We start from the raw sequence: 22,612 nt of genomic DNA, 5'->3' as shown, positions 1-22,612 counted from the left end.
CACAGGGACGTGATACTGCCTGCGGTCGGGTAGAACAGGAGTTGCAATGCCCATGCTGTACCGCCGTTTCGAAAAGCTCATCGATATCTTCCGTGACGCCCCGAGCGAGGCTCCACCCAGTACGGTGTGGGCCTTCTACCTGTACTACCTGCGTCAGGTCTGGCCAAGCTTCGTTGCCCTGCTGATCGTCGGCCTGGTTGCGGCGCTGATCGAGGTGGCGATGTTTGGCTACCTGAGCCGGATCATCGACCTCGCCCAAGGCACCCCGGACCCGAACTTCTTCAGCCTGCACGGCGCCGAGCTGCTGTGGATGCTGGTGGTGGTGCTGCTGATCAGGCCGCTGTTCTTCGGCCTGCATGACCTGCTGGTGCACCAGACCATCAGCCCGGGCATGACCAGCATGATCCGCTGGCAGAACCACAACTACGTGCTCAAGCAGAGCATGAACTTCTTCCAGAACGACTTCGCCGGGCGCATCGCCCAGCGCATCATGCAGACCGGCAACTCGCTGCGCGATTCAGCGGTGCAGGCGGTGGATGCGCTGTGGCATGTGCTGATCTACGCCATCAGTGCGCTGGTGCTGTTCGCCGAAGCCGACTGGCGCCTGATGGTGCCGTTGCTGGTGTGGATCGTCTGCTACATCGGCGCGCTCTACTACTTCGTGCCGCGGGTCAAGGCGCGGGCGGTAGTATCTTCGGATGCCCGCTCCAAGCTGATGGGGCGCATCGTCGATGGCTACACCAACATCACTACCCTCAAGCTGTTTGCCCATACCGACTACGAGCAGCAGTACGCCCGTGAAGCGATCAGCGAGCAGACCGAGAAAACCCAGCTGGCCTCGCGCGTGATCACCAGCATGGATGTGGTCATCACCACGCTCAACGGTTTGCTGGTTGTCACCACCACCGGCCTGGCGCTGTGGCTGTGGAGCAACTCGCTGATTACCGTGGGTGCCATTGCCCTCGCGACCGGCCTGGCAATCCGCATCGTCAACATGTCGGGCTGGATCATGTGGGTGGTCAACGGCATCTTCGAGAATATCGGCATGGTCCAGGACGGTCTGCAGACCATTGCCCAGCCGGTCACGGTCACCGATCAGCCGCAGGCGCCAGCGCTGAATGTGACGCGCGGCGCGGTGCGCTTCGACAACGTCGGCTTCAACTACGGCAAGGGTCGCAGGGTCATCGATGGGCTGAATCTGGATATTCGGCCGGGTGAGAAGATCGGCCTGATCGGCCCGTCCGGCGCCGGCAAGTCGACTCTGGTCAACCTGCTGCTGCGTCTGTACGACGTTGAAAGCGGGCGCATCCTGATCGACGGGCAGAACATCGCCGAGGTCAACCAGGCCAGCTTGCGCGCGCAGATCGGCATGATCACCCAGGACACTTCCTTGCTGCACCGCTCGATCCGCGACAACCTGCTGTACGGCAGGCCTGACGCGACCGACGAGGAAGTCTGGGCCGCCGTGCGCGGGGCCAGGGCTGACGACTTCATCGGCCAGTTGTCCGACTCGCAGGGGCGGACCGGCTTCGATGCCCATGTTGGCGAGCGCGGGGTCAAGTTGTCGGGCGGCCAGCGCCAGCGCATCGCGATTGCCCGAGTTCTGTTGAAGAACGCGCCGATCCTGATCATGGACGAAGCCACCTCGGCGCTCGACTCGGAGGTGGAAGCCGCTATTCAGGAGAGCCTGGAGACGCTGATGCAGGGCAAGACGGTGATCGCCATTGCCCACCGGCTGTCAACCATCGCGCGCATGGATCGGTTGGTCGTGCTTGACCAGGGCCATGTGGTCGAGACCGGCACCCACGCCGAACTGCTCGCCCATCAGGGCTTGTATGCACGCTTGTGGCACCACCAGACGGGCGGCTTCGTCGGGGTCGACTGACCGCAATACCGCGCCGGTCCTGCACAGGCTCGGCGCACCTTCCTGACCTCTACTCCTGCCGGTAAGGCAGCATGCTCCGCGCGTCTTCGGCATAAGCTCTGACGCCCTCCCCCTCCTGCTGAAGAAACTGCGCAACCGCCTCCCGCAAGCCTGAATGCAGCAGGTAATGCCACGAGCGGGTGATGACCGGCTCAAAGCCGCGAATCAGCTTGTGTTCGCCCTGCGCGCCAGCATCGAAACGTTGCAGCCCTTCGGCGATAGCGAAGTCCATGCCCTGGTAAAAACAGGTCTCGAAGTGCAGCCGATCGAACTCATCCAGGCAGCCCCAGTAGCGCCCGAACAGGCTGTCGCCGCCGACCAGGCTCAAGGCCATGGCCACATCGCGGCCGGCCTGGCGGGCAATTACCACGCGGATGGCCTCGGGCATGCGCTCGGCCAGCAGGCTGAAGAACTCACGGGTCAGATACGGCGCCCGCCCGCGGATGGTGTAGGTGTTGGCGTAGCACAGGTAGACAAAGTCCCACTGCAGCTGGCTTAGCTGATCACCGCAGTACCACTGGAAGTCGATACCGTGGCCAACCACCTGCTCGCGCTCCTTGCGCATCTGCTTGCGTTTGCGCGAGCTGAGCGTGTCGAGAAAGTCCTGGAAATCCCGATAGCCGTGGTTGCGCCAGTGAAACTGACAACCGAGGCGCTCCAGCCATCCCGGCAAGCCGGCAATGGTCTGATCCAGCGCGGTGTCGGTGAAGTTGATGTGCGCGCCAGACAACCCGCCCTTGTTCAGGTACTCAGGCAACGCCTGCAACAACAGCAAGCCGTCGGCGGCGTCCTGCATCAGCAAGCGCGGGCCACTGACCGGGCTGAACGGCACCGCGCCGAGCAGCTTGGGGTAGTAGCCGATACCCGCTCGGGCACAGGCATCCGCCCAGCCGTGGTCGAACACATACTCGCCAAACGAATGCCACTTGCGATAGGCCGGCAGCAGCGCGCGCACCTCGCCGTCGCGCTCCAGCACCAGATGCTCGGCGGCCCAGCCGGTGGCCCGCACCACACTGCCGCTGTCTTCCATCGCGCTGAGAAAGGCATGCCGCAGGAACGGTTGGCCGGCAGGTACCAGCGCGTCCCAGGTGGCGGCAGGCAGGTCGCGGATGTGGGCAAGGCTGTACAAGCTGATCACGATATATGCGCTCGTCGAGGTGGCCGCCAGTATCCGGCAAGGATGGCGCCACTGACAAATCCAGGCCGACTGTTTAACCGCAGTGCCACTAAATAGACATTATTCTGTCATTGCCCCCCGCAATACTTGCGCCTGTTTTCGAAACCGCGGCGACCTGTCTATTCAGGCGCTTTGCGCAGAATTGCCAACTCGGGGGTGGGCGTCCAAGCCTCCCCATATTGCTCAACACGGGAGAACTTTATGCGTCTTGTTTCTACACTAACTGGGGTGAGCCTGAGCGGTCTGATGCTGGCTCTGAGTACTCCAGCCAGTGCTGCAGTCGACGCCAAGCTGCTCGAGATGCTCCGCGCCAATGGTTCGATCAACCAGGCACAGTACAACGAGCTGCAGGCCGACCTGTCTCAGGAAACCAAGGAAAAAGCCACGCAGAAAGCCCAGGCCGAACGCATGAGCTCCTTTGAACAAAAAGTCGCCTGGGCGGCCAAGACCCAGGTCAAAGGCGATGTGCGCCTGCGCTACGAAGACGTCAACGTCGACGACCCGAACGCCTCCAGCGGCAACCAGGACCGTCAGCGCGTGCGTGCTCGCGTCGGCTTCTACAGCGAGATCAACCCACAGGTCGATGCAGGCGTGCGCATCGCCACCGGCAGCAGCGCCGACCGCCGTTCGACCAACCAGAGCCTGGACAACTACTTCGACAAGAAGTCGCTTTGGGTCGACCTGGCTTACCTCGACTGGCACCCGACTGCCCTGCCCGGCCTGCATTTGATCGGCGGTAAAATGGCTCAGCCGTGGGTGAGCATGGGCGACATCATCTGGGACAGCGACATCAACCCGGAAGGCGTGGCGGCAACCTACAAGACCGACCTGGGCGGCGCCGAGGTGTTTGCCAGTGCCGGTCAGTACACCCTCAAGGACAACGTCGACGGCGACGGTGTGCAGTACAAGCATGACGCGCAGGTCTACCACGGCCAGCTGGGTGCACGCTTCGCTCCGGCAGACACGCTCAAGGTCACCGTCGGTGCCAGCATTTACGGTTACGACAACGACAAGGAAGCGACCATCCTGCGCTCGTTCGGCAACACCACCAACGAGTTCAACCTGGTTGAAGGCTTTGGCCAGATCGACCTGACCGGCCTGGCGCTGCCACTGTCGGCCTATGGTCAGTACGTGAAGAACACCGACAGCACCGATGGTGAAGACCAGGCCTGGCTGGCGGGTCTGAAGACCAAGCTGGGCGCCTGGAGCCTGGATTACAACTACCGCGACGTGCAGCGCAACGCTGTGGTCAGCCTGTTCACCGACTCTGACTTCGGCAACGGCTACACCGGCTCGCGTGGGCACAAGTTCAAGGTCGGTTACGAAATCGACAAGAACTTCTCGGTGGGCGCTGCTTACCTGATGGCCAAGACCGACCTGTCGCAGCTGCCGAACAGCAACGCCGATGTCGACACCCTGCAGGTGGACCTGGAAGCCAAGTTCTGATCGGGTAATTTGGGGCCGCGTTGCGGCCCTCTCGCGACACAAGGCCGCTCCTACAAGAGACCGCGCTAGACAGTCATGCGCGGTCGTCTGTAGGAGCGGCCTTGTGTCGCGAAAGGGCCGCAAAGCGGCCCCGCTTTTCTACATCACAGCCTGCGCAAAATCACGCTGCCAATCGAATACCCCGCCCCAAACGAACTCAGCACACCCAACGCGCCCTTGGGCAGATCATCCTGATACAAATGCAGGGCAATCACCGAGCCCGCCGAGCTGGTATTGGCATACCGATCCAGAATCACCGGCGCATCCTCTTCAGCCACCTCGTGGCCGACCAGCTTCTTCACGATCAGATGGTTCATGCTCAGGTTGGCCTGATGCAGCCAGAACCGCCGCACGTCACTGGCCTGCAGATCGTTCTCGGCCAGATGCTGAGCAATCAGCTCGGCCACCATCGGGCACACTTCGCGGAACACCTTGCGGCCTTCCTGCACGAACAGCTTGTCGGCAGCACCTTCACCGTCTTCGGCGGTACGGTTGAGGAAGCCGAAGTTGTTGCGGATGTTGTTGGAGAACTGGGTCAGCAACTTGCTGCTGACGATCTCGAACTGGTGCGCCGAGGTCGCCAGGTCGGCACGCTCGATCAGCACGGCCGTGGCGCCGTCACCAAAAATGAAATGGCTGTCGCGATCACGGAAGTTCAGGTGCGCGGTGCACACCTCCGGGTTGACCATCAGCACCGCCCGCGCCTGCCCCAGCTGCACACTGTTGGCGGCGGTCTGGATGCCGAAGGTCGCCGAGGAGCAGGCCACGTTCATGTCGAAGGCAAAACCCTGAATGCCCAGCGCAGCCTGTACTTCGATGGCGATCGCCGGGTACGGCCGCTGCAGATTCGAGCATGCAACGATGACGCCGTCGACATCGGCCGCGGTGCGCCCGGCGCGCTCCAGCGCCATCAGCGCCGCGCTCACGGCCATTTCGCAGAGGATCGACTGTTCGTCGTTGCTGCGCTCAGGCAACAGCGGTTTCATCCGCTGTGGGTCGAGGATGCCGGCCTTGTCCATGACGAAGCGGCTCTTGATGCCCGAAGCCTTCTCAATAAAGGCCGCATTGGATTCGGCCTGCGCCTCGACCTCGCCACGCTCGATGGCGTCGGCGTTATCGGCATTGAATTGCTGCACCCAGGTGTTGAACGACTCCACCAGTTCTTCATTGGAAATGCTCTGGGCCGGGGTAAACAGGCCGGTGCCGCTGATCACGACGTTATGCACGATCGTTCCTCTGGTCGAAGGCCATCACGCTGGGGCGTTGGCCGAAATAGGGTTTGGCTAATGGCACCTTGGTACCAAGTTGAACCTGTAATTGTTTGCCGCGAAACCTGCAGCGAGTTTGCCACAACTCCAGCAATTTAGCCTTCCACCTGGCTCCACTGCTTGCTCAGGCGCTTGTCCGAAACCGCGACCTTGGTCCCCAACTGCTGGGCGAACAACGACACCCGGTACTCTTCCAGCAACCAGCGGTACAGCACCAACTGCTCATCGCGCTTGCCTTCCTGAGCGTGCTTGTCGGCGCGGGTTTTGTACTGCGCCCAGAGGTTGGTCAGCTCGCCACTCCAGACCCGGTCCTTCTGCACCTGGCTGCCCAGCTTCTCCAGGCGCAGCTCGATCGCCTTGAGGTAACGCGGCAGCTCTTTGAGCCACTGCGCCGGCGTCTCGCGGATAAACCCTGGATACACCAGGTTGGCCAACTGCTGCTTGATGTCGTTCAGCGAAACCGCCTGACTCAGGTCGATCTTGCCCTTGAAGCGCTTTTGCAGGCCATGCCACAACTTGAGGATCTCCAGGCTCAGACGCGCCAGTCGCTCGGCATGCTCCGCCCAGCTGCCGCGCTTGCGCTCGGCCAACGACGCAAGCCCGGCGCCATCGCGCGGCAACTGCGCCTCGCCGTCGAGGATGCAGCTGTCGAGGCTGGCCAGGAGAATATCCTCGACCAACGCCTCGACCCGGCCCATGTCGCGGTACAGCAAGCCCAGCTCGGTCAGCCCCGGCAGCTTGCTGCGCAGGAACTTGGCCGGCTCGGCCAACTGCTGCAGGAGCAACCGTTGCAATGCCCGGCGGTGCTGGAACTCGGCTTCGGCATGGGTCGAAAAACGCCCTTCGCGTACCGCGCCCTTGTCCTCGACCAGCGCCGGATACACCGTCATCGACAGCCCGGCGATCTTCTGCTGGGCGGTCTCGGCTACCGGGGTAAAGGCCTTGGCCTGCACTGGCTGGTCGGATTTTTCGGTGCGCGGCATGGCCAACGCCGCTTGGCTCGCGGCAACAAAGCGTGCAGTCAGTTCGGCCAGGTCGCGGCCCTCGCCGAGGAACTTGCCCTCGCCGTCGACCACTTCGATGTTCATCCGCAGATGGCTCTCGACCAGCTCGACAGCTTCGGCCCAGGCTTCATCCGAGACGCGCGCACCGGTCATGCGCAGCAACTCCTGGCCAAGCGCCTGAGGCAGGCTGCCCTGGCCGAAGGTCATGCGCGAAAGTGCAGCTTTGACGAAGTCCGGCACCGGCACGAAATTCTTGCGCAGCGCCTTGGGCAAGCTGCGCACCAGGGCAATGCACTTGGCTTCGAGCAAGCCCGGCACCAGCCACTCCAGACGCTCGCCCGGCAGGCTCGGCAGCAGCGGCGCCGGCACCCGCACGGTGACGCCGTCACGGGGATGATTGGGCTCGAAGTGATAGCTCAGCGACAGGCTCAGGTCACCGATCTTCAAGGTGTCCGGATACTGCGCGGCAGTCACTTCACTGGCCTCGCGGGCGAGCACATCCTCTTCGCGCATGATCAGCAGGTTGGCATCCTTCTGGCTGGTCATGCGGTACCAGGCATCGAAGGTTGCGGTCTGGTGGATCTCTGCCGGCAGGCGTGCTTCGTAGAAGCCGTAGAGGGTTTCTTCGTCGGCCAGAATATCCCGGCGGCGGGCCTTGGCCTCGAGTTCGTCGAGCTGCTCGAGCAAGCGCTTGTTCGCCGTCAGGCACTTGGCCCGCGACTGAATTTCGCCCCCAACCAGCCCTTCGCGGATAAACAGCTCACGCGAAACCACCGGATCGATCGGGCCGTAATGCACAGGGCGGCGACCAACCAGAATAAGCCCATACAGGGTGATCTGCTCGAAGGCGACCACCTGGCCACGCTTCTTCTCCCAGTGCGGCTCGAAGTGGTTCTTCTTGATCAGGTGGCCGGCCAACGGCTCGATCCAGTCCGGTTCGATCTTGGCGACCATGCGCGCATACAGCTTGGTGGTTTCGACCAGCTCGGCGGCCATCACCCACTGCGGGCGCTTGCGGCCAATGCCGGACGACGGATGAATCCAGAAGCGACGCTGCCGCGCACCGAGGTAATCACCCTCTTCGGTCTTCTGCCCGATCTGGCTGAGCAGGCCACTGAGGATAGCCTTGTGCATGCGCTGATAATCGACCGGCTCTTTGTTCACGGTCAGTTGCAGGTCACGGCAGATCAACGCCAGCTGGCGATGGGCATCACGCCACTCGCGCAGGCGCAGGTAGTTGAGGAAGTTCTTGCGGCACCAGTTGCGCAGCGGGTTGGCGGTCAGCGCCAGGCGCTGCTCTTCGAAGCCGCGCCACAAATTCACCAGCCCGGCGAAGTCGGAGTCGACGTCCTTCCATTGCGCATGGGCCTGATCGGCCGCCTGCTGACGCTCCGGTGGACGTTCACGCGGGTCCTGCACAGACAGCGCACTGGTGACGATCAGCACTTCCTGCAGGCTGCCCAGGCGTGCGCCTTCGAGCAGCATACGCCCCAGCCGTGGGTCGATCGGCAGGCGTGCCAATTGCCGCCCGAGCGGGGTCAGCTGGTTCTCGCGATTGACCGCCGACAGCTCTTGCAGGAGGTTGAAGCCATCGCTGATGGCCTTGCCATCCGGTGGCTCGATGAACGGGAAGGCATCGATATCGCCCAGGCGCAGATGCAGCATCTGCAGGATCACCGCGGCGAGGTTGGTACGCAGAATCTCCGGGTCGGTAAACGCCGGCCGGCCATTGAAGTCCTCTTCGCTGTACAAGCGAATGCAGATGCCCGGCTCGACCCGGCCACAGCGGCCCTTGCGCTGGTTAGCACTGGCCTGCGACACCGCCTCGATCGGCAGGCGCTGGACCTTGGCCCGGTAGCTGTAGCGGCTGATGCGCGCGGTGCCGCTGTCGATCACGTAGCGGATGCCGGGCACGGTCAACGAGGTTTCGGCAACGTTGGTTGCCAGCACTACGCGCCGCCCCGGGTGCGACTGGAAGATCTTCTGTTGCTCAGCCGGCGACAACCGCGCATACAGCGGTAGGATTTCGGTATGGCGCAACTGCGCCTTGCGCAGCATTTCGGCGGCGTCACGGATCTCCCGTTCACCCGGCAAGAACACCAGTACATCGCCCGGCCCCTTGCCGGCGCTGCGCTCGTGCGCAGCGATCTCGTCGAGGGTGGCCAGAATCGCCTGGTCAACGCTGAGGTCTTCTTCGACCTGGTTGCCTTCCTCGTCATGCTCGCTGGTCAGCGGCCGGTACCAGGTATCGACCGGATAGGTGCGGCCAGACACCTCGATGATTGGCGCATCGTCAAAATGCTTGGAGAAACGCTCCAGGTCGATGGTCGCGGAGGTGATGATCACCTTCAGCTCGGGTCGACGGTGCAGCAAGGTCTTCAGGTAGCCGAGCAGGAAGTCGATGTTCAGGCTGCGTTCGTGAGCTTCGTCGACGATGATCGTGTCGTAGCGATCAAGAAAGCGGTCATGCTGGGTTTCAGCCAGCAAGATGCCGTCGGTCATCAGCTTGACCAGGGTGTTGGCATCGCTCTGGTCTTCGAAGCGCACCTGATAGCCGACCAACGCCCCCAGCGGCGTACCGAGCTCTTCGGCAACCCGCGCGGCCACGCTGCGCGCAGCGATCCGCCGCGGCTGGGTGTGGGCGATCTGGCCGTGGCTGCCGCGGCCCAGTTCCAGGCAGATCTTCGGCAGCTGGGTGGTTTTGCCCGAGCCGGTTTCACCGGCGATGATCAGCACCTGGTGTTTGCTCAGGGCTTTTTTGATCTCGTCACGCTTGGCCGCAATCGGCAGGCTGTCGTCGTAGCGGATGCTCGGCACACTTGCCTGGCGCGCGCTGACCTTGTCGAACGAGGCTTGCACCTTTTCTGCCCACAAGGCCAGCTTGGCCTCGTCCGGGCGCTTGCGCAGCTCGTGCAGTTGCCGGCGCAGACGATGACGGTCGGCGATCATGGCGTGGTCGAGATTGTTCAGCAGCTGGTCGATGGCGTTATCAGTCATGGGGCTTTTTAATGATGCAGGTGAGCCTGCTGGTACATGATTGGCATTCGAAGAGGGGCGATTGTCGCAGATTTGCCGCATCTTTGCTTTCAGCGCCGGCCACGGGTTATCGCAGCCTAAGCGCACATGACCGCCGCGAATGTTTAGCCAGTCGCTAACTTAAGGTAGCCATTCGCTGATTTAATCAACCTTACAGCGCATGGGAGTATCCACCCATGAGCGTCCCCACCCGCACCGCACGCCCGCCGTCCCGCCCTTCGCTGCCGAAGGCCCGGGCCTGTGTCGGCGAAAATCCGCTGGTGCACATCATCCTCGCCTTCTGGGCGCTGTGGCACTGCCGCCACGCTCGCCCGCCCGATTTCTCGCCCGCGTTGCACTGATCAGACCCGGCGTCTCTGCGCCGGTTTACCCAGTCCGGCCTGGCGCCCATTGCGCGCAGGTCCGTGCGCCTCAGCAATGAGCCGCGAGCGAATTCACCATGCACTTTGCTCCCCTTGAGCAGGCCGAACAGTTTCTGGCCAATAACGCTGATATCGACCTGATCGAGCTGTTCATCCTCGATGCCAACGGTGTGCCGCGCGGCAAGCTGCTGCATCGTGACGAACTGCTGGCGGTGTACCAAAGCGGCAGGCCGCTGCCGAGCACCATTCTTGGCTTGACCATCAATGGCGACGACGTGGAAAACTCCGGCCTAGTGTGGGACGTCGGCGATATCGACTGTCGCGCTTATCCCCTGCAGGGCAGCCTGGTGCGCCTGCCGTGGCGGCGGGTGCCAACCGCTGCGGTGCAAGTCAGCATGCACCCGCGTGAAGGCCTGCCGGCCAGTGTTGCCGACCCACGCCACGTCCTGCTACGCACCATCGAAGCGCTAAAGGCCGACGGCTACCACCCGGTGATGGCCTGCGAACTGGAGTTCTACCTGCTCGACCAGCAGCGCGATGCCCACGGCCGGCCGCAGCCCGCGCTGGACAACGACGGCGGCCGCCCGCGTGCCACTCAAGTGTACGGCCTGCGCGAACTGGAACAGATCGAGCCATTTCTGGCTGACCTCTACGCCGCCTGCAAAGCCCAGGGCATCCCTGCGCGCACGGCGATTTCCGAGTACGCCGCAGGTCAGGTCGAGATAACTCTGGAACACGGGGACGCACTGGCGGCGATGGACCAGGCCGTGCGCTACAAGCGCCTGGTCAAGGGCATTGCCCACGCCCACGGCATGCAGGCGTGCTTCATGGCCAAGCCGTTTGCCGAACTGGCCGGCACCGGCATGCACATGCACCTGAGCCTGGCCGACGCCGAGGGTCGCAACCTGTTTGCCAGTGAAGATCCGGCCGGCACGCCGCTGTTGCGCCAGGCAGTCGCGGGGATGCTGTGCCATCTGCATGAATCACTGTTGCTGTTCTGCCCCAACGCCAACTCGTTCCGCCGCTTCCAGGCCAACAGCTACGCGCCGCTGGCGCCGACCTGGGGCGTAGACAACCGCACCGTGAGCCTGCGCGTGCCGGGTGGCCCGGCCAACAGCCGGCACATCGAACATCGTATCTGCGGCGCCGACGCCAACCCGTATCTGGCGGCTGCAGCAATACTCGCCGCCACCCATCAGGGCATCCGTGAACAGCTCGATCCCGGCGCGCCGGTGACGGGCAACGGTTATGCCCAGGCCACCGAACACCTGCCCACCGACTGGCTGACCGTGCTCGATGCACTGGAGCAGTCGACCTGGGCTAAAGAGGCTCTCGGCCAGGATTTTCTCGGTGTGTACCTCAAGGTCAAGCGCGCCGAGTACCGCCAGTTCATGGCCGAAGTCGGCGAGCAGGACTGGCGTTGGTACCTGCACCAGGCCTGAGCCCTACCCTTTTCATCTCAAGGAATTCGCATGAACGCAGCACTGAACAAGGGTTCGGCCCAGCGCGCGCCGTCCTACTACAGCGCCACTGTCAACGACCATAGCCAGTACCCAATCCTGCAGGGTACGCACCAGGTCGATGTGGCGATCATCGGCGGCGGCTTTACCGGCGTAGCAACGGCAGTCGAGCTGGCCGAACGTGGGCTCAAGGTGGCCATTGTCGAAACCAATCGCATCGGCTGGGGCGCCAGCGGGCGCAACGGCGGCCAGGTGACGGGCAGCCTGTCCGGCGACGAGGCCATGCGCGAACAGATGAGCGCGCGCCTCGGCAGCGAAGTCGATGACTTCATCTGGCAACTGCGCTGGCGCGGCCACGAGATCATCGAGCAACGGGTGCAACGCTACGGCATCGAGTGCGACCTCAAGCGCGGCCACCTGCACACCGCGATGAAGCCATCGCACATGGCCGAGCTGCAGAGTTTTCAGGCCGAGGCGCAACGCCGTGGCATGGGTAATCAGCTCGAGTTGCTCGATCGCGACGGGGTTGCCCGCCACCTGCAGAGCCCGCTGTACCTGGGCGGCTTGAAGAACATGCGCAACCTGCACCTGCACCCGCTCAACCTGTGCCTGGGCGAAGCGCGCGCGGCGCATGCGCTGGGCGCCTTGATTTTCGAGAATTCCGAAGTACTCGACATCGTTCACGGCCCGCGCCCTGCAGTGGTCACTGCCCAGGGCCGGATCGAAGCGCGCCAGGTGATGCTCGCCGGCGATGTCTATCACAAGCTGGAAAAGCGCCAGCTCAAGGGCAAGATCTTCCCGGCCATGGGCGGCATCGTCACCACCGCGCCACTGGGTGAACTGGCCGAGCAGATCAACCCGGAGGATCTGGCGGTGTATGACTGCCGCTTCGTCCTCGACTACTACCGCCTGACCGCCGACAAGCGCTTGTTGTTCGGCGGTGGCGCCAACTATTCCGGCAAGGATTCACGGGATATCGCCGGCGAGTTGCGGCCGTGCATCGAGCGCACCTTCCCGGCTCTCAAGGGCGTGCCGATCGAGTTCCAGTGGAGCTGCGCGATGGGCATCGTGGTCAACCGCATTCCGCAGCTGGGCAAGCTTTCGGACAACGTCTGGTACTGCCAGGGTTATTCCGGGCACGGCGTTGCAACCAGCCACATCATGGGTGAAATCATGGCCGAGGCGGTGACCGGGACGCTGGAGAAGTTCGATACCTTTGCCGGCTGCAAGCACATCAAGGTGCCCATGGGCGACCTGCTCGGCAATCCGTTATTGGCGGCGGGGATGTGGTACTACCAGATGCTGGAAAAGCTGCGCTGACAGCTGCAGCGGCGACTGCGCCGGCATGAGCTGCCGCGCAGTCGCCACCTGATCAGGCGGTCTTTTTCAGGCCTTGCTTCTTCAGCTCTTCGTCACGCAGCTCGCGGCGCAGGATCTTGCCGACGTTGGTAGTCGGCAAGGCATCGCGGAACTCGATATAACGCGGCACCTTGTAGCCGGTGACGTTGGCGCGCATATGCTCCATCACCTGTTCCTTGGTCAGGGTCATGCCCGGTTTGACCACGATGAACACCTTGATCAGCTCGCCCGACTTCTCGTCCGGCACACCAATCGCGGCGCACTGCAGCACACCCGGCAAGCCGGCGAGCACGTCTTCGAGTTCATTCGGGTAGACGTTGAAGCCGGACACCAGAATCATGTCCTTCTTGCGGTCGACGATGCGCATGTAGCCATCGGTCTGGATCAAGGCGATATCGCCAGTCTTCAACCAGCCATCGGCATCGAGAATCTCGGCGGTGGCGTCTTCGCGCTGCCAGTAGCCTTTCATCACCTGCGGGCCTTTGACGCACAGCTCGCCAACCTCGCCCAGGGCAAGCTCCTGACCGCTGTCATCGATGATCTTGCACAGCGTCGACGGCACCGGAATGCCGATGGTGCCGACCTGGTTGGCCTCGGCCGGATTGACCGCTGCCACCGGGCTGGTTTCGGTCATGCCGTAGCCTTCGCAGATGGCACAGCCGGTCACGGCCTTCCAGCGTTCAGCGACGCTCAACTGAAGGGCCATGCCACCGGACAGGGTGATTTTCAGTGCCGAGAAGTCCAGGGCGCGAAAGCCTTCGCTGTTGCACAGGGCAACGAACAGCGTGTTAAGGCCGACAAAGCCGCTGAATTTCCACTTGCCGAGCTCCTTGACCATCGCCGGCAGGTCGCGCGGGTTGCTGATCAGCACGTTGTGGTTGCCGATCAGCATCATCGCCATGCAATGGAAGGTAAAGGCATAGATGTGGTACAGCGGCAGCGGCGTGATCAGGATCTCGCAGCCTTCATGCAGGTTGGCGCCCATCAACGCACGGCACTGGAGCATGTTGGCGACCAGGTTGCGGTGGGTGAGCATGGCGCCCTTGGCCACCCCGGTAGTGCCGCCGGTGTACTGCAGCACGGCAACATCGTCGGCCTGCGGGTTGGCTTCGTTGACCGGCTGGCCGGCGCCCTTGGCCAAGGCGTCGTTGAAACGCACGGCCTTGGGCAGGTGATAGGCCGGGACCATCTTCTTCACGTACTTGATGACGCTGTTGATCAGCAACCGTTTCAGCGGCGGCAGCAGGTCGGCCACTTCGGTGACGATGACGTGTTTGACCTGGGTCTTGGGCACTACTTTTTCGGCCAGGTGGGCCATGTTGGCCAGACACACCAGCGCCTTGGCGCCAGAGTCGTTGAACTGGTGTTCCATCTCCCGCGCGGTGTACAGCGGGTTGGTGTTGACCACGATCAGGCCAGCGCGCATGGCGCCGAATACCGCCACCGGGTACTGCAGCACGTTCGGCAGCTGCACCGCGATGCGGTCGCCTGGCTTGAGGTCGGTATGCTGCTGCAGCCACGCGGCAAACGCGCCGGACAGCGTATACAGCTCGCCATAGGTCAGGGTTTTACCCAGGTTGCTGAAGGCCGGCTTGTCGGCAAAGCGCTGGCAGGATTGCTTGAGCACCGCCTGGATATTGGGGAATTCATCAGGATTGATTTGCGCCGCTACCCCGGCTGGGTACTTATCCTTCCAAAAATTTTCGATCATGGAAAGCCAACTCCTTGAGCAACAGCGAATTCTTTATACGCGTTTATGCGTTTATTATTGATAGAAGGCGCCGGTTCATTGCAAACCGTATCCTCTGAAAGCGGGCCGAGAGTACCAGCTTTGCCAGGGGTCGACTAGAGGCCAAAACAGGCCAAACGGTCACAAATATGACTCAATGAATTATATAAGTCATATTTAGAGTAATTAGCCAAAATGTCGCAAACCGGCTCCTCTCGCTGGATCTACCTGACTGTGCATATAAAGAGAGGCAAGCGCGTCGCCGCTGCTTGCCTCTGCAGTGCCTGGGCCAGATGGGTCAGGCGATGTCGCGCAGCTCGCGCCGCAGGATCTTGCCGACCGGTGTCATCGGCAGCGAATCGCGCAGCACGATTTGCTTTGGCACTTTGTAACCGGTGAGGTTGGCCTTGCAGTAGGCCTTCAGGTCTTCGACGCTGACGCCCCCTTCACGGGCCACCACAAACAGCTTCACCGCCTCGCCGGAACGCTCGTCCGGCACACCAATCGCGGCGCAGTTGGCGACCTGCGGATGGGCCATGACCACATCCTCGACCTCGTTCGGGTACACGTTGAAGCCCGAGACGATGATCATGTCTTTCTTGCGGTCGACGATCCGCGTGTAACCATCAGGATCGATGACGGCGATATCACCCGTCTTGAACCAGCCTTCACTGTCCAGCGCCTGCGCCGTTGCTTCGGGCTGCTGCCAATAGCCTTTCATCACTTGCGGGCCCTGGATACACAGCTCGCCGCGCTCGCCCAAGGGCAACTCGTTGCCATCGTCATCGATGACCTTGAATGCCGTCGCTACTACCGGGATGCCCACCGTGCCCAACCGCGCCAGTTGCCCATAAGGGTTGGTGCTGGCCACAGGCGAGGTTTCGGTCAGGCCGTAGCCTTCGACGATGCGGCACTTGGTCAGGCTCTCCCAACGCTCTGCGGTGGCCTTGACCAACGCGGTGCCACCCGAGTTGGTGACCTTCAACACGGAAAAATCCAGCGACTTGAAACCGGGGTGGTCCATCAGCGCGACGAACAGCGTATTGAGGCCGATCAAGCCCGAGAAACGCCACTTGCCCAGTTCCTTGATAAACCCTGGGATGTCACGTGGGTTGGTGATCAGCACGTTGTGGTTGCCGGTGACCATCATGCACATGCAGTTCGCCGTGAACGCATAGATGTGATACAGCGGCAGCGGCGCGATCATCACCTCCTGGCCTTCCTTGATCATCTTCTGGCCGTCGGCGCCGTGCTGGGAGAAGCACGCCAGCACCTGCAGCATGTTGGCGACCAGATTGGCATGGGTCAGCATGGCGCCCTTGGCCAAGCCGGTGGTGCCGCCGGTGTACTGCAGCACGGCGACATCATCGAGGCTGCGCGGCACCGGCGTGTGGCTCAGCGCCCTGCCCTCACGCAGCACCTGCTTGAACGACGTTGCCTGCGGCAGATCGAAGGCCGGGACCATCTTCTTGACCTTGTCGACCAGGGTATTGACCAGCCAGCCCTTGGCCGTAGGCAGCAGATCACCCATTTTCGCTTCGATCAGGTATTCAAGGCCGGTATCGGGCAGCACCTCCTGCACCTTTCTGCCAAACATGTTCAGGTACACCAGCGCACGCGCACCCGAGTCCTTGAACTGGTGGCGCATTTCCCGCTCGGTATACAGCGGGTTGGTGTTGACCACGATCAGCCCGGCCCGAAGCGCACCGAATACCGCGATTGGGTACTGCAGCACGTTGGGCATCTGCACGGCAATGCGATCGCCGGGCGCCAGGTCGGTATTGGCCTGCAGCCAGGCGGCGAAGGCCGCCGAGTGGCGTTCGAGCTCGCCGTAGCTCAAGGTTACGCCGAGGTTGCTGAAGGCCGGGCGGTCGGCGAAGCGCTTGCAGGAGCGCTCGAACACATCGACCACGCTGCGGTAGGCATTGATATCGATGGAGGAAGGCACGCCCGCCGGGCGTTTGTCATTCCAGAAGTCGGCATGCATTTATTATTGTTCCTCTTGGCCTGGAGCGTCCTTGACCTGCTGCACGGGGCGAACAGGCGTTGAGCCGACGTTAGCAGGTAAGTGGAAGGTGGCAAACACGCCAAGGGCCGCCATTAACATTGTGAATCTTATTTGTGCCCGTCCTGCAATTTCAGCGGTAGTGCGTACACTGTCGGGGAACATGCACAGAAAAGGACGCGGTCATGGCTTACGATGCGCTCTGGGTTGCCGCCAGTGAGCACAGCAACCTGTACCTGCACCAATGGCTGCCGGCCACACCGGTCAAGGCGGTGGTGCTGCTGGCGCATGGCATGGCCGAGCATGGCGGCCGCTACCAGCGCTTGGGGCAGGCACTGAGCGCCGCCGGCTTTGCCCTGCTCGCGCCTGATCAGCGTGGCCATGGCCGGACCGCCGAGAACGGTCGTCTGGGCCTGTTTGCCCCGAAGGATGGCTGGAATGCCGTGGTCAACGACCTCGGCCTGCTCAGCCAGCACATCGGCCAGCGCTTTCCGGGCACGCCACTGTTTCTGTTCGGCCACAGCATGGGCAGTTACATCGTCCAGGCCTACCTGCTGCACCACAGCGCCAGCGTCCACGGGGCGATTCTCAGCGGCTCCAACCTGCAGCCGCCCAGGCTGTACCGCGCCGCAGCGCTGATCGCCCGCGCCGAGGCCTGGCGTCAGGGCGCCGAGGCCAGCAGCGCGCTGATCGACAAGCTGTCGTTCGGCAGCTTCAACAATGCCTTCAAGCCTACCCGCACGCCATTCGACTGGTTAAGCCGCGATGCAGCAGAAGTCGACAAGTACATCGCCGACCCGCTGTGCGGGTTTCGCTGCAGCAATCAGTTGTGGCTCGATCTGCTCCGGGGCCTGGCGCAAATCAGCCGGCCGAGCAACCTCGCCCAGGTCGATCCAAACCTGCCGATACTGATAATTGGCGGCGAATGTGATCCGGTGAGTGCCGGCAAGCGTCTCAGTGATCTGGCCGTCGCCTTGAGCGCGACCGGCAACCGGCATGTGCAGTTGCGCTTGTACCCGCAGGCGCGCCACGAACTGCTCAATGAAACCAATCGCGACGAGGTTACCGCCGACATTCTCGGCTGGCTCGAGCAAGCGCTGGCCCTTGGCCGCCCCGCTCGCAGTGAATGATAGCCAGGCCCCGTCCGCCAACAAGGAAGCCCTGATGACCCAGGTCACCAATACCCCCTACGAAGCCCTCGAAGTGGGTCAGAAAAATGAAGAGTTCGTAAAGCGCGTCGAAGAGCGCGATATCCAGCTCTTCGCCGCCATGTCCGGTGACCACAACCCTGTCCACCTCGATGCCGAGTACGCCGCCAAGACCATCTTCCGCGAGCGGATTGCCCACGGCATGTTTACCGGCGCCCTGATCAGCGCGGCGGTCGCCTGCAACCTGCCGGGCCCAGGCACGGTGTACCTGGGCCAGCAGATGAGCTTCCAGAAGCCGGTAAAGATCGGCGACACACTGACCGTGCGCCTGGAAATCCTCGAAAAGCTGCCCAAGTTCAAGGTGCGTATCGCCACCAATGTCTACAACCAGAACGATGAGCTGGTGATTTCTGGCGAGGCCGAAATCCTCGCGCCGCGCAAGCAGCAGACCGTGCAACTGGTGACACCGCCGACCTTCGAGGCGAGCGTTTCCGAAGCCTGACCACTAGCGGCCCTGCAGTTCGCGCAGGCGCTGCTCGATGTAGCGCCGCTCGGGCCCTTGCTGAGTGAGATTCAGGGCTCGCTGCCAGGCTGAGCGAGCCTGCTCGGTCTGGCCCAGTTGGCCGTGCAGTTCTGCACAGGCGGCGTGCGCCAAGTGATAGTCGAGCAGTTCGCCGCGCTGCAACAGCGCTTCGATCAGCACCAAGCCCGCCTGCGGGCCATCGCGTCTGGCCAGAGCTGCGGCGCGGTTGAGTTCGATCACCGGTGACGGCCAGTGGCGCTGCAATACATCGTACAAGCCAATGATCTGCGCCCAGTCGGTATCTTCCGGGCGTAGCGCTTCTGCATGCAGCGCCGCGATTGCCGCTTGCAGGCTGTAGATACCGGCCGGGCCAGCGCGCAGCGCCTGCTCCGCCAACTGGCAGCCTTCGGCGATCTGCTGGTGATTCCACAGGCGCCGATCCTGTTGATCGAGCAGCACCAGATTACCGTCAAGGTCACTGCGCGCCGCCTGCCGTGAAGCTTGCAGCAGCATCAGCGCCAACAGGCCGATTACCTGCGCGGCTGGTAGCAGTTGCAGCAGCAGTCGACCCAGCCGAATCGCCTCATCACACAGCTCACGGCGCACCACCGCTTCCCCCGAGCTGGCTGAATAGCCTTCGTTGAAGACCAGGTAAATCACCCGTAGGACACTGTCCAGCCGCCCTGGCAGCTCGGCCTGCTCGGGAACCTGATAGGCGATGGCGGCATCGCGGATCTTCGCCTTGGCGCGGACGATGCGCTGGGCAATGGTTGCCGGGCGCTGGACAAAGGCACTGGCAATCTGCTCGGTGCTGAGGCCACAGACTTCACGCAGGGTCAGCGGCACCTGGGCATCGGCGGCCAGTGCGGGGTGGCAGCAAGTGAAGATCAGGCGCAAGCGGTCATCGCCGAGCAGCGCTTCATCACCAGGGTCGTCATCGCTGGGCGCAAGCATGATCAGATCCGCCTGGGCATGATCGAAACGCGCTCGCCTGCGCAACAGATCGATGGCCTTGAAGCGCCCGGTCGACACCAGCCAGGCCCTTGGGTTGGCGGGGATGCCGTCACGCTGCCAGCGCTCGACCGCAATGAAAAACGCCTCGTGCATGGCCTCCTCGGCCAGGTCAAAATCACCCAGCAGGCGAATCAAGGTGGCCAGACTGCGCCGCGAGTCTCGTCGGTAGAGCTCATCTACCACCTCACGCAGCTGCTCGCCGAGCATCAGTCTGGCATCTGTTGAGTGACTACCTCCACCAGGCGGTCCAGGCTTTGTCCCCACCCCTGGTGAAAGCCCATTTCTTCGTGGGCGCGGCAATCCTCGGCGTTCCAGTGCAGCGCACGGGCGGTATAGCGGGTCTTGCCGTGTTCATCGTCGAAGGTCACCACTGCGGTCATGAAGGCCTTGGCGGCGGGGACCCAGCCCGGCCGAAACGCATCGGTGAAGACCAGCCGACGTGGCGCCACGATTTCCAGGAAGACACCCTGGTTGTCGTATTCGGTGCCGTCCGCGGTGCGCATCAAGGTGCGGAACAAGCCGCCAACCCACAGCTGCATTTCGCATTCCGGGGTGGTCATGCCGTGCGGCCCCCACCATTTCATCAGCCATTGCGGTTCGCTCCAGGCACGGAATACCTTCGCCGGCGGGGCGTCGATCAGGCGAGTGATGGACAGTTCATGTTCGGCCACTGCAGAGCCTGCGTGTGCGTGTGTCATTGTTGTTGTGCTCCACGTTCAGGGTTGTAGTTCGCGCACCGGGCGGACCTCGACGCTGCCGACGCGGGCGGCGGGGATGCCTTTGGCGATGTTCAACGCTTCATTGAGGTCTCGCGCTTCGACCAGATAGAAACCGGCGAGCTGTTCTTTGGTTTCAGCGAATGGCCCGTCGGTCAGGCTCATCTGGCCATTGCGCACGCGCACCGTGGTCGCGGCCTGGACAGACTGCAGCGCCTGCGCGGCGAGCATGCGACCGCTGCCCTCCAATGCCTGCGCATAGGCCTGGCATTCGGCATCGGCGGGGCTGTCGGGCAAGCTGTGCAGCAGCCCCTCGTCACAATAGACCAGGCACAGGTATTTCATGATTGCCTCCAGCGTAAACGGACAGTGCGTTTGGCGATAACAACAGGCGCGCTCAGCTCAAGGTTGCAGGTTGAACAGCGCCTTCTGGGTTTGCATGTCGAACGGCGCCGACCAATGTTCGTGGATGACCTGCCACTGCGCGCCACTACGACGATAGCCGACCGTGACGCGCATGAAGCCGCACTGGCTGTCGTCATCTGCCGGCCCGCAGCGATTGAGCCAGTACGCCAGGGCGAGGTTGGCATCGACATGCAGGGTCAGTTGATGGATCTCGAACACCATCTCGCCCGAGCACATGCCCATGCACATTTCCCAGTGCGCACGGTAGGCGGACTTGCCCTTGAAATGCAGGGCCTGGATGGCGTCGAAAGCGACGACGTCTTCGGCGTAGGGAGCAACGATTGCATCGATGTCACGCTCGCGCACGGCCTGCATCCAGCTGTCGATCTGTTGACGCAGTTGCGATTCGGTTGAGGTAGTCATTATTGGGCTCTCGACCAAGGCAGCGCAGGATCATCCAGCGCCTTCATGAGTAGTCGAATGGCGAAAGGCGAAATCGACAGGCACTGAAAAATATTTTGCCGAGACTGATCGGCAGGTACCATTGGCCACTGCACTTCTGTTGCCGCCTGTGGGTATCACCATGCCTTTGACCAGCGAAACCCTGCCTGCCAGCCCACATTTCGAGCTGAGCTGGGTGCGCGCGCAAAGCGCTGCCAGCTTCCCGCGGCATACCCATGACGAATACGTGATCGGCGCCAACCTTAATGGCCAGGAGCGGATCTGGCTCGATGGCCGCGAGCTGGAGGTGGCGCCAGGCCAGGTGACTTTGTACAACCCGCTGGCTGTGCAGGGCTCGGAATTTGCCGCGACAGGTGTGGAATACATCAGCCTGCACCTGGCGCCGGCGGCGATCACGCAAACGATCAGCGCCAACAATCTGCGCTCGACCGCCACCGCGCCACGACTGGAGCAAGGCGTACTGCAGCGGCCGCAGCTGTTTGCCGCCTTGCTGGAACTAGCCTGGGCCGGTGACGAACAACGCGAACAGGCCGAGCTGTTGTTACTCGCGCAACTACTGGAGCACCCCGCCAGCGCCGCCCATGAGCAGTCAACGGCCGTCGCCATCAGCCAGGCCTTCATGCGCGAGCATCTGCAGCAACGGCTGGCCCTTGAGCAACTGGCGCACGTCGCCGGCTTGAGCAAATATCACTTCGTACGCTGCTTCAAGAAGGCCACCGGTCTGGGCCCATTGCAGTACCACATGCAACTGCGCCTGATCGAAGCGCGGCACCGATTACGCCTTGGCCAGCACGCACAGGACGTGGCGCTGGACCTGGGCTTCTATGACCAGAGCCACTTCATTACAGCATTTCGCCGGGTGCATGGCGTGACGCCGCAACACTACGCGGCGGCAAGAATGAATTCGCGGTAGCCGGAAACGATCACGTAAAACGCGAAGTAGCAGAATATCGCTGCCGACAGCAGGTAAGACCAGGTCAGCAAGCGGTCACCGAGCAGGCGCCCGCCATGGCTGGCGATACCGCACAAGCTCACACACCAGAGCAGGCCGGCCGCGAAGAAACCGCTGAGAAACACAACAGCATCGAGCAAGCTGCCCGCGCCTGAGCGAGAGATCAACACACCGCCCACCGCTGCGAACCAGAGAATCGCGCTCGGCGATGACATCGCCAGAAACACCCCTCGCGCAAACTCGCGCCAGCCCGACTCGACCACCACCTCGACACGCGCCTCCAGATGCCCACCGCGCCAGGCGGCCAGCAGCATCTTGAGCGCAAACCAGATCAACAACGCCGAACCGCCGAGCCACAGCACCCAGCGCACACTCTCGAACTGCAGCAGCACGGTCATCCCGGCCAATGCAGCGATAGCGTAGATCAGGTCACCTACGCAGGTACCCAGGCCCAACCAGAATCCCTGCAGAAAACCACGCTGCATGGCCAGGGTGATCATGGCGATATTGGCGATGCCGATGTCCAGACACAGCGACAGGCTCAGCAGAAATCCATTGGAAAAAGGCATGGTTAATGGCTACG

18 protein-coding genes are annotated in these 22,612 nt (G+C 62.6%); 8 read left to right on the top strand and 10 right to left on the bottom strand.

The annotated features are described in order from the left end of the window. The first annotated feature begins 52 nt into the window (after positions 1–52). Positions 53–1,885 carry an ABC transporter ATP-binding protein gene (locus tag ACQZ2L_RS05290; RefSeq protein WP_430325163.1) on the top strand — a complete coding sequence of 611 codons (1,833 nt, stop codon included), beginning with the start codon at positions 53–55 and terminating at the stop codon, positions 1,883–1,885. A 49-nt stretch (positions 1,886–1,934) separates the two neighbouring features. On the opposite strand, the gene ACQZ2L_RS05285 is transcribed toward ACQZ2L_RS05290, so the two are convergent. Beyond that, positions 1,935–3,062, bottom strand: coding sequence for a GNAT family N-acetyltransferase (locus ACQZ2L_RS05285; RefSeq protein ID WP_430325004.1), 1,128 nt, complete (start codon positions 3,060–3,062; stop codon positions 1,935–1,937). A 240-nt stretch (positions 3,063–3,302) separates the two neighbouring features. Here ACQZ2L_RS05285 and ACQZ2L_RS05280 point away from each other — a divergent pair, with 240 nt between their 5' ends. Beyond that, positions 3,303–4,547: a putative porin gene (locus ACQZ2L_RS05280; RefSeq protein ID WP_430325002.1), complete on the top strand. Its 1,245-nt coding sequence runs from the start codon at positions 3,303–3,305 to the stop codon at positions 4,545–4,547. Between the two features lie 143 nt (positions 4,548–4,690). Here the strand turns inward: ACQZ2L_RS05280 and ACQZ2L_RS05275 are convergent, their stop codons facing one another. Beyond that, positions 4,691–5,812, bottom strand: coding sequence for a beta-ketoacyl-ACP synthase III (locus ACQZ2L_RS05275; RefSeq protein WP_430325000.1), 1,122 nt, complete (start codon positions 5,810–5,812; stop codon positions 4,691–4,693). Positions 5,813–5,949: 137 nt separating this feature from the next. Beyond that, positions 5,950–9,855 (bottom strand): ATP-dependent RNA helicase HrpA, encoded by a 3,906-nt coding sequence (gene hrpA / locus ACQZ2L_RS05270; RefSeq protein ID WP_430324998.1) that lies wholly within the window; start codon positions 9,853–9,855, stop codon positions 5,950–5,952. A gap of 215 nt (positions 9,856–10,070) precedes the next feature. On the opposite strand from hrpA, the gene ACQZ2L_RS05265 reads away from it, so the two are divergent. The 3 genes from ACQZ2L_RS05265 to ACQZ2L_RS05255 all read left to right on the top strand — a co-directional run bounded on the left by ACQZ2L_RS05265 (position 10,071) and on the right by ACQZ2L_RS05255 (position 13,036). After that, complete coding sequence (locus ACQZ2L_RS05265) at positions 10,071–10,235, top strand: hypothetical protein (protein ID WP_430324996.1); 165 nt, start codon at positions 10,071–10,073, stop codon at positions 10,233–10,235. 98 nt (positions 10,236–10,333) lie between these two features. After that, positions 10,334–11,698 (top strand): glutamine synthetase family protein, encoded by a 1,365-nt coding sequence (locus tag ACQZ2L_RS05260; RefSeq protein WP_430324994.1) that lies wholly within the window; start codon positions 10,334–10,336, stop codon positions 11,696–11,698. A 30-nt stretch (positions 11,699–11,728) separates the two neighbouring features. After that, a complete protein-coding gene (locus ACQZ2L_RS05255) occupies positions 11,729–13,036 on the top strand; it encodes an NAD(P)/FAD-dependent oxidoreductase (protein ID WP_430324992.1) in 1,308 nt (435 codons plus the stop codon). Between the two features lie 52 nt (positions 13,037–13,088). On the opposite strand, the gene fadD1 is transcribed toward ACQZ2L_RS05255, so the two are convergent. Then, complete coding sequence (fadD1, locus tag ACQZ2L_RS05250; RefSeq protein WP_430324990.1) at positions 13,089–14,786, bottom strand: long-chain-fatty-acid--CoA ligase FadD1; 1,698 nt, start codon at positions 14,784–14,786, stop codon at positions 13,089–13,091. 316 nt (positions 14,787–15,102) lie between these two features. Further along, the gene (gene fadD2, locus ACQZ2L_RS05245; RefSeq protein ID WP_430324988.1) at positions 15,103–16,791 is read right to left on the bottom strand and encodes a long-chain-fatty-acid--CoA ligase FadD2; all 1,689 of its coding nucleotides are present in this window, start codon (positions 16,789–16,791) and stop codon (positions 15,103–15,105) included. Positions 16,792–16,994: 203 nt separating this feature from the next. Between fadD2 and ACQZ2L_RS05240 the strand changes: the two genes are divergently transcribed. Together ACQZ2L_RS05240 and ACQZ2L_RS05235 are read left to right on the top strand one after the other, a co-directional pair. Next, entirely contained in the window at positions 16,995–17,939 is a 945-nt protein-coding gene (locus tag ACQZ2L_RS05240) for a lysophospholipase (protein ID WP_430324986.1), read from the top strand. 34 nt (positions 17,940–17,973) lie between these two features. Further along, complete coding sequence (locus tag ACQZ2L_RS05235) at positions 17,974–18,459, top strand: MaoC family dehydratase (protein WP_430324984.1); 486 nt, start codon at positions 17,974–17,976, stop codon at positions 18,457–18,459. Positions 18,460–18,462: 3 nt separating this feature from the next. Here the strand turns inward: ACQZ2L_RS05235 and ACQZ2L_RS05230 are convergent, their stop codons facing one another. The 4 genes from ACQZ2L_RS05230 to ACQZ2L_RS05215 are packed head-to-tail and all read right to left on the bottom strand — an operon-like array spanning position 18,463 to position 21,038. Continuing rightward, positions 18,463–19,701 (bottom strand): RNA polymerase sigma factor, encoded by a 1,239-nt coding sequence (locus tag ACQZ2L_RS05230; protein WP_430324982.1) that lies wholly within the window; start codon positions 19,699–19,701, stop codon positions 18,463–18,465. Continuing rightward, a complete protein-coding gene (locus tag ACQZ2L_RS05225) occupies positions 19,701–20,192 on the bottom strand; it encodes an SRPBCC family protein (protein ID WP_150571501.1) in 492 nt (163 codons plus the stop codon). Before ACQZ2L_RS05225 ends, ACQZ2L_RS05230 begins: the two co-directional genes overlap by 1 nt. An 18-nt stretch (positions 20,193–20,210) precedes the next feature. Then, a complete protein-coding gene (locus ACQZ2L_RS05220; protein WP_430324980.1) occupies positions 20,211–20,555 on the bottom strand; it encodes a YciI family protein in 345 nt (114 codons plus the stop codon). Positions 20,556–20,612: 57 nt separating this feature from the next. Then, a complete protein-coding gene (locus ACQZ2L_RS05215) occupies positions 20,613–21,038 on the bottom strand; it encodes a YybH family protein (RefSeq protein ID WP_430324978.1) in 426 nt (141 codons plus the stop codon). A 160-nt stretch (positions 21,039–21,198) separates the two neighbouring features. Between ACQZ2L_RS05215 and ACQZ2L_RS05210 the strand changes: the two genes are divergently transcribed. Continuing rightward, entirely contained in the window at positions 21,199–21,990 is a 792-nt protein-coding gene (locus ACQZ2L_RS05210; RefSeq protein ID WP_430324976.1) for a helix-turn-helix domain-containing protein, read from the top strand. Here ACQZ2L_RS05210 and ACQZ2L_RS05205 read toward each other — a convergent pair. Continuing rightward, positions 21,960–22,598, bottom strand: coding sequence for a LysE family translocator (locus tag ACQZ2L_RS05205; protein WP_430324974.1), 639 nt, complete (start codon positions 22,596–22,598; stop codon positions 21,960–21,962). The genes ACQZ2L_RS05210 and ACQZ2L_RS05205 overlap by 31 nt on opposite strands. Positions 22,599–22,612 lie beyond the last annotated feature (14 nt).

The sequence above is a fragment of the Pseudomonas shirazensis genome (assembly GCF_050496565.1).
Taxonomy (GTDB): Bacteria; Pseudomonadota; Gammaproteobacteria; order Pseudomonadales; family Pseudomonadaceae; genus Aquipseudomonas; species Aquipseudomonas shirazensis_A.
The sequence above is the reverse complement of the archived record's forward strand: the minus strand, read 5'-3'. Positions and strand labels throughout refer to the sequence as shown.

Coding starts and splice junctions, on each gene's coding strand:
- ACQZ2L_RS05290 (WP_430325163.1), top strand. CDS start 53: ATGCTGTACCGCCGTTTCGAAAAGCTCATCGATATCTTCCGTGACGCC.
- ACQZ2L_RS05280 (WP_430325002.1), top strand. CDS start 3,303: ATGCGTCTTGTTTCTACACTAACTGGGGTGAGCCTGAGCGGTCTGATG.
- hrpA (WP_430324998.1), bottom strand. CDS start 9,855: ATGACTGATAACGCCATCGACCAGCTGCTGAACAATCTCGACCACGCC.
- ACQZ2L_RS05265 (WP_430324996.1), top strand. CDS start 10,071: ATGAGCGTCCCCACCCGCACCGCACGCCCGCCGTCCCGCCCTTCGCTG.
- ACQZ2L_RS05260 (WP_430324994.1), top strand. CDS start 10,334: ATGCACTTTGCTCCCCTTGAGCAGGCCGAACAGTTTCTGGCCAATAAC.
- ACQZ2L_RS05255 (WP_430324992.1), top strand. CDS start 11,729: ATGAACGCAGCACTGAACAAGGGTTCGGCCCAGCGCGCGCCGTCCTAC.
- fadD1 (WP_430324990.1), bottom strand. CDS start 14,786: ATGATCGAAAATTTTTGGAAGGATAAGTACCCAGCCGGGGTAGCGGCG.
- fadD2 (WP_430324988.1), bottom strand. CDS start 16,791: ATGCATGCCGACTTCTGGAATGACAAACGCCCGGCGGGCGTGCCTTCC.
- ACQZ2L_RS05240 (WP_430324986.1), top strand. CDS start 16,995: ATGGCTTACGATGCGCTCTGGGTTGCCGCCAGTGAGCACAGCAACCTG.
- ACQZ2L_RS05235 (WP_430324984.1), top strand. CDS start 17,974: ATGACCCAGGTCACCAATACCCCCTACGAAGCCCTCGAAGTGGGTCAG.
- ACQZ2L_RS05230 (WP_430324982.1), bottom strand. CDS start 19,701: ATGCTCGGCGAGCAGCTGCGTGAGGTGGTAGATGAGCTCTACCGACGA.
- ACQZ2L_RS05225 (WP_150571501.1), bottom strand. CDS start 20,192: ATGACACACGCACACGCAGGCTCTGCAGTGGCCGAACATGAACTGTCC.
- ACQZ2L_RS05220 (WP_430324980.1), bottom strand. CDS start 20,555: ATGAAATACCTGTGCCTGGTCTATTGTGACGAGGGGCTGCTGCACAGC.
- ACQZ2L_RS05215 (WP_430324978.1), bottom strand. CDS start 21,038: ATGACTACCTCAACCGAATCGCAACTGCGTCAACAGATCGACAGCTGG.
- ACQZ2L_RS05210 (WP_430324976.1), top strand. CDS start 21,199: ATGCCTTTGACCAGCGAAACCCTGCCTGCCAGCCCACATTTCGAGCTG.
- ACQZ2L_RS05205 (WP_430324974.1), bottom strand. CDS start 22,598: ATGCCTTTTTCCAATGGATTTCTGCTGAGCCTGTCGCTGTGTCTGGAC.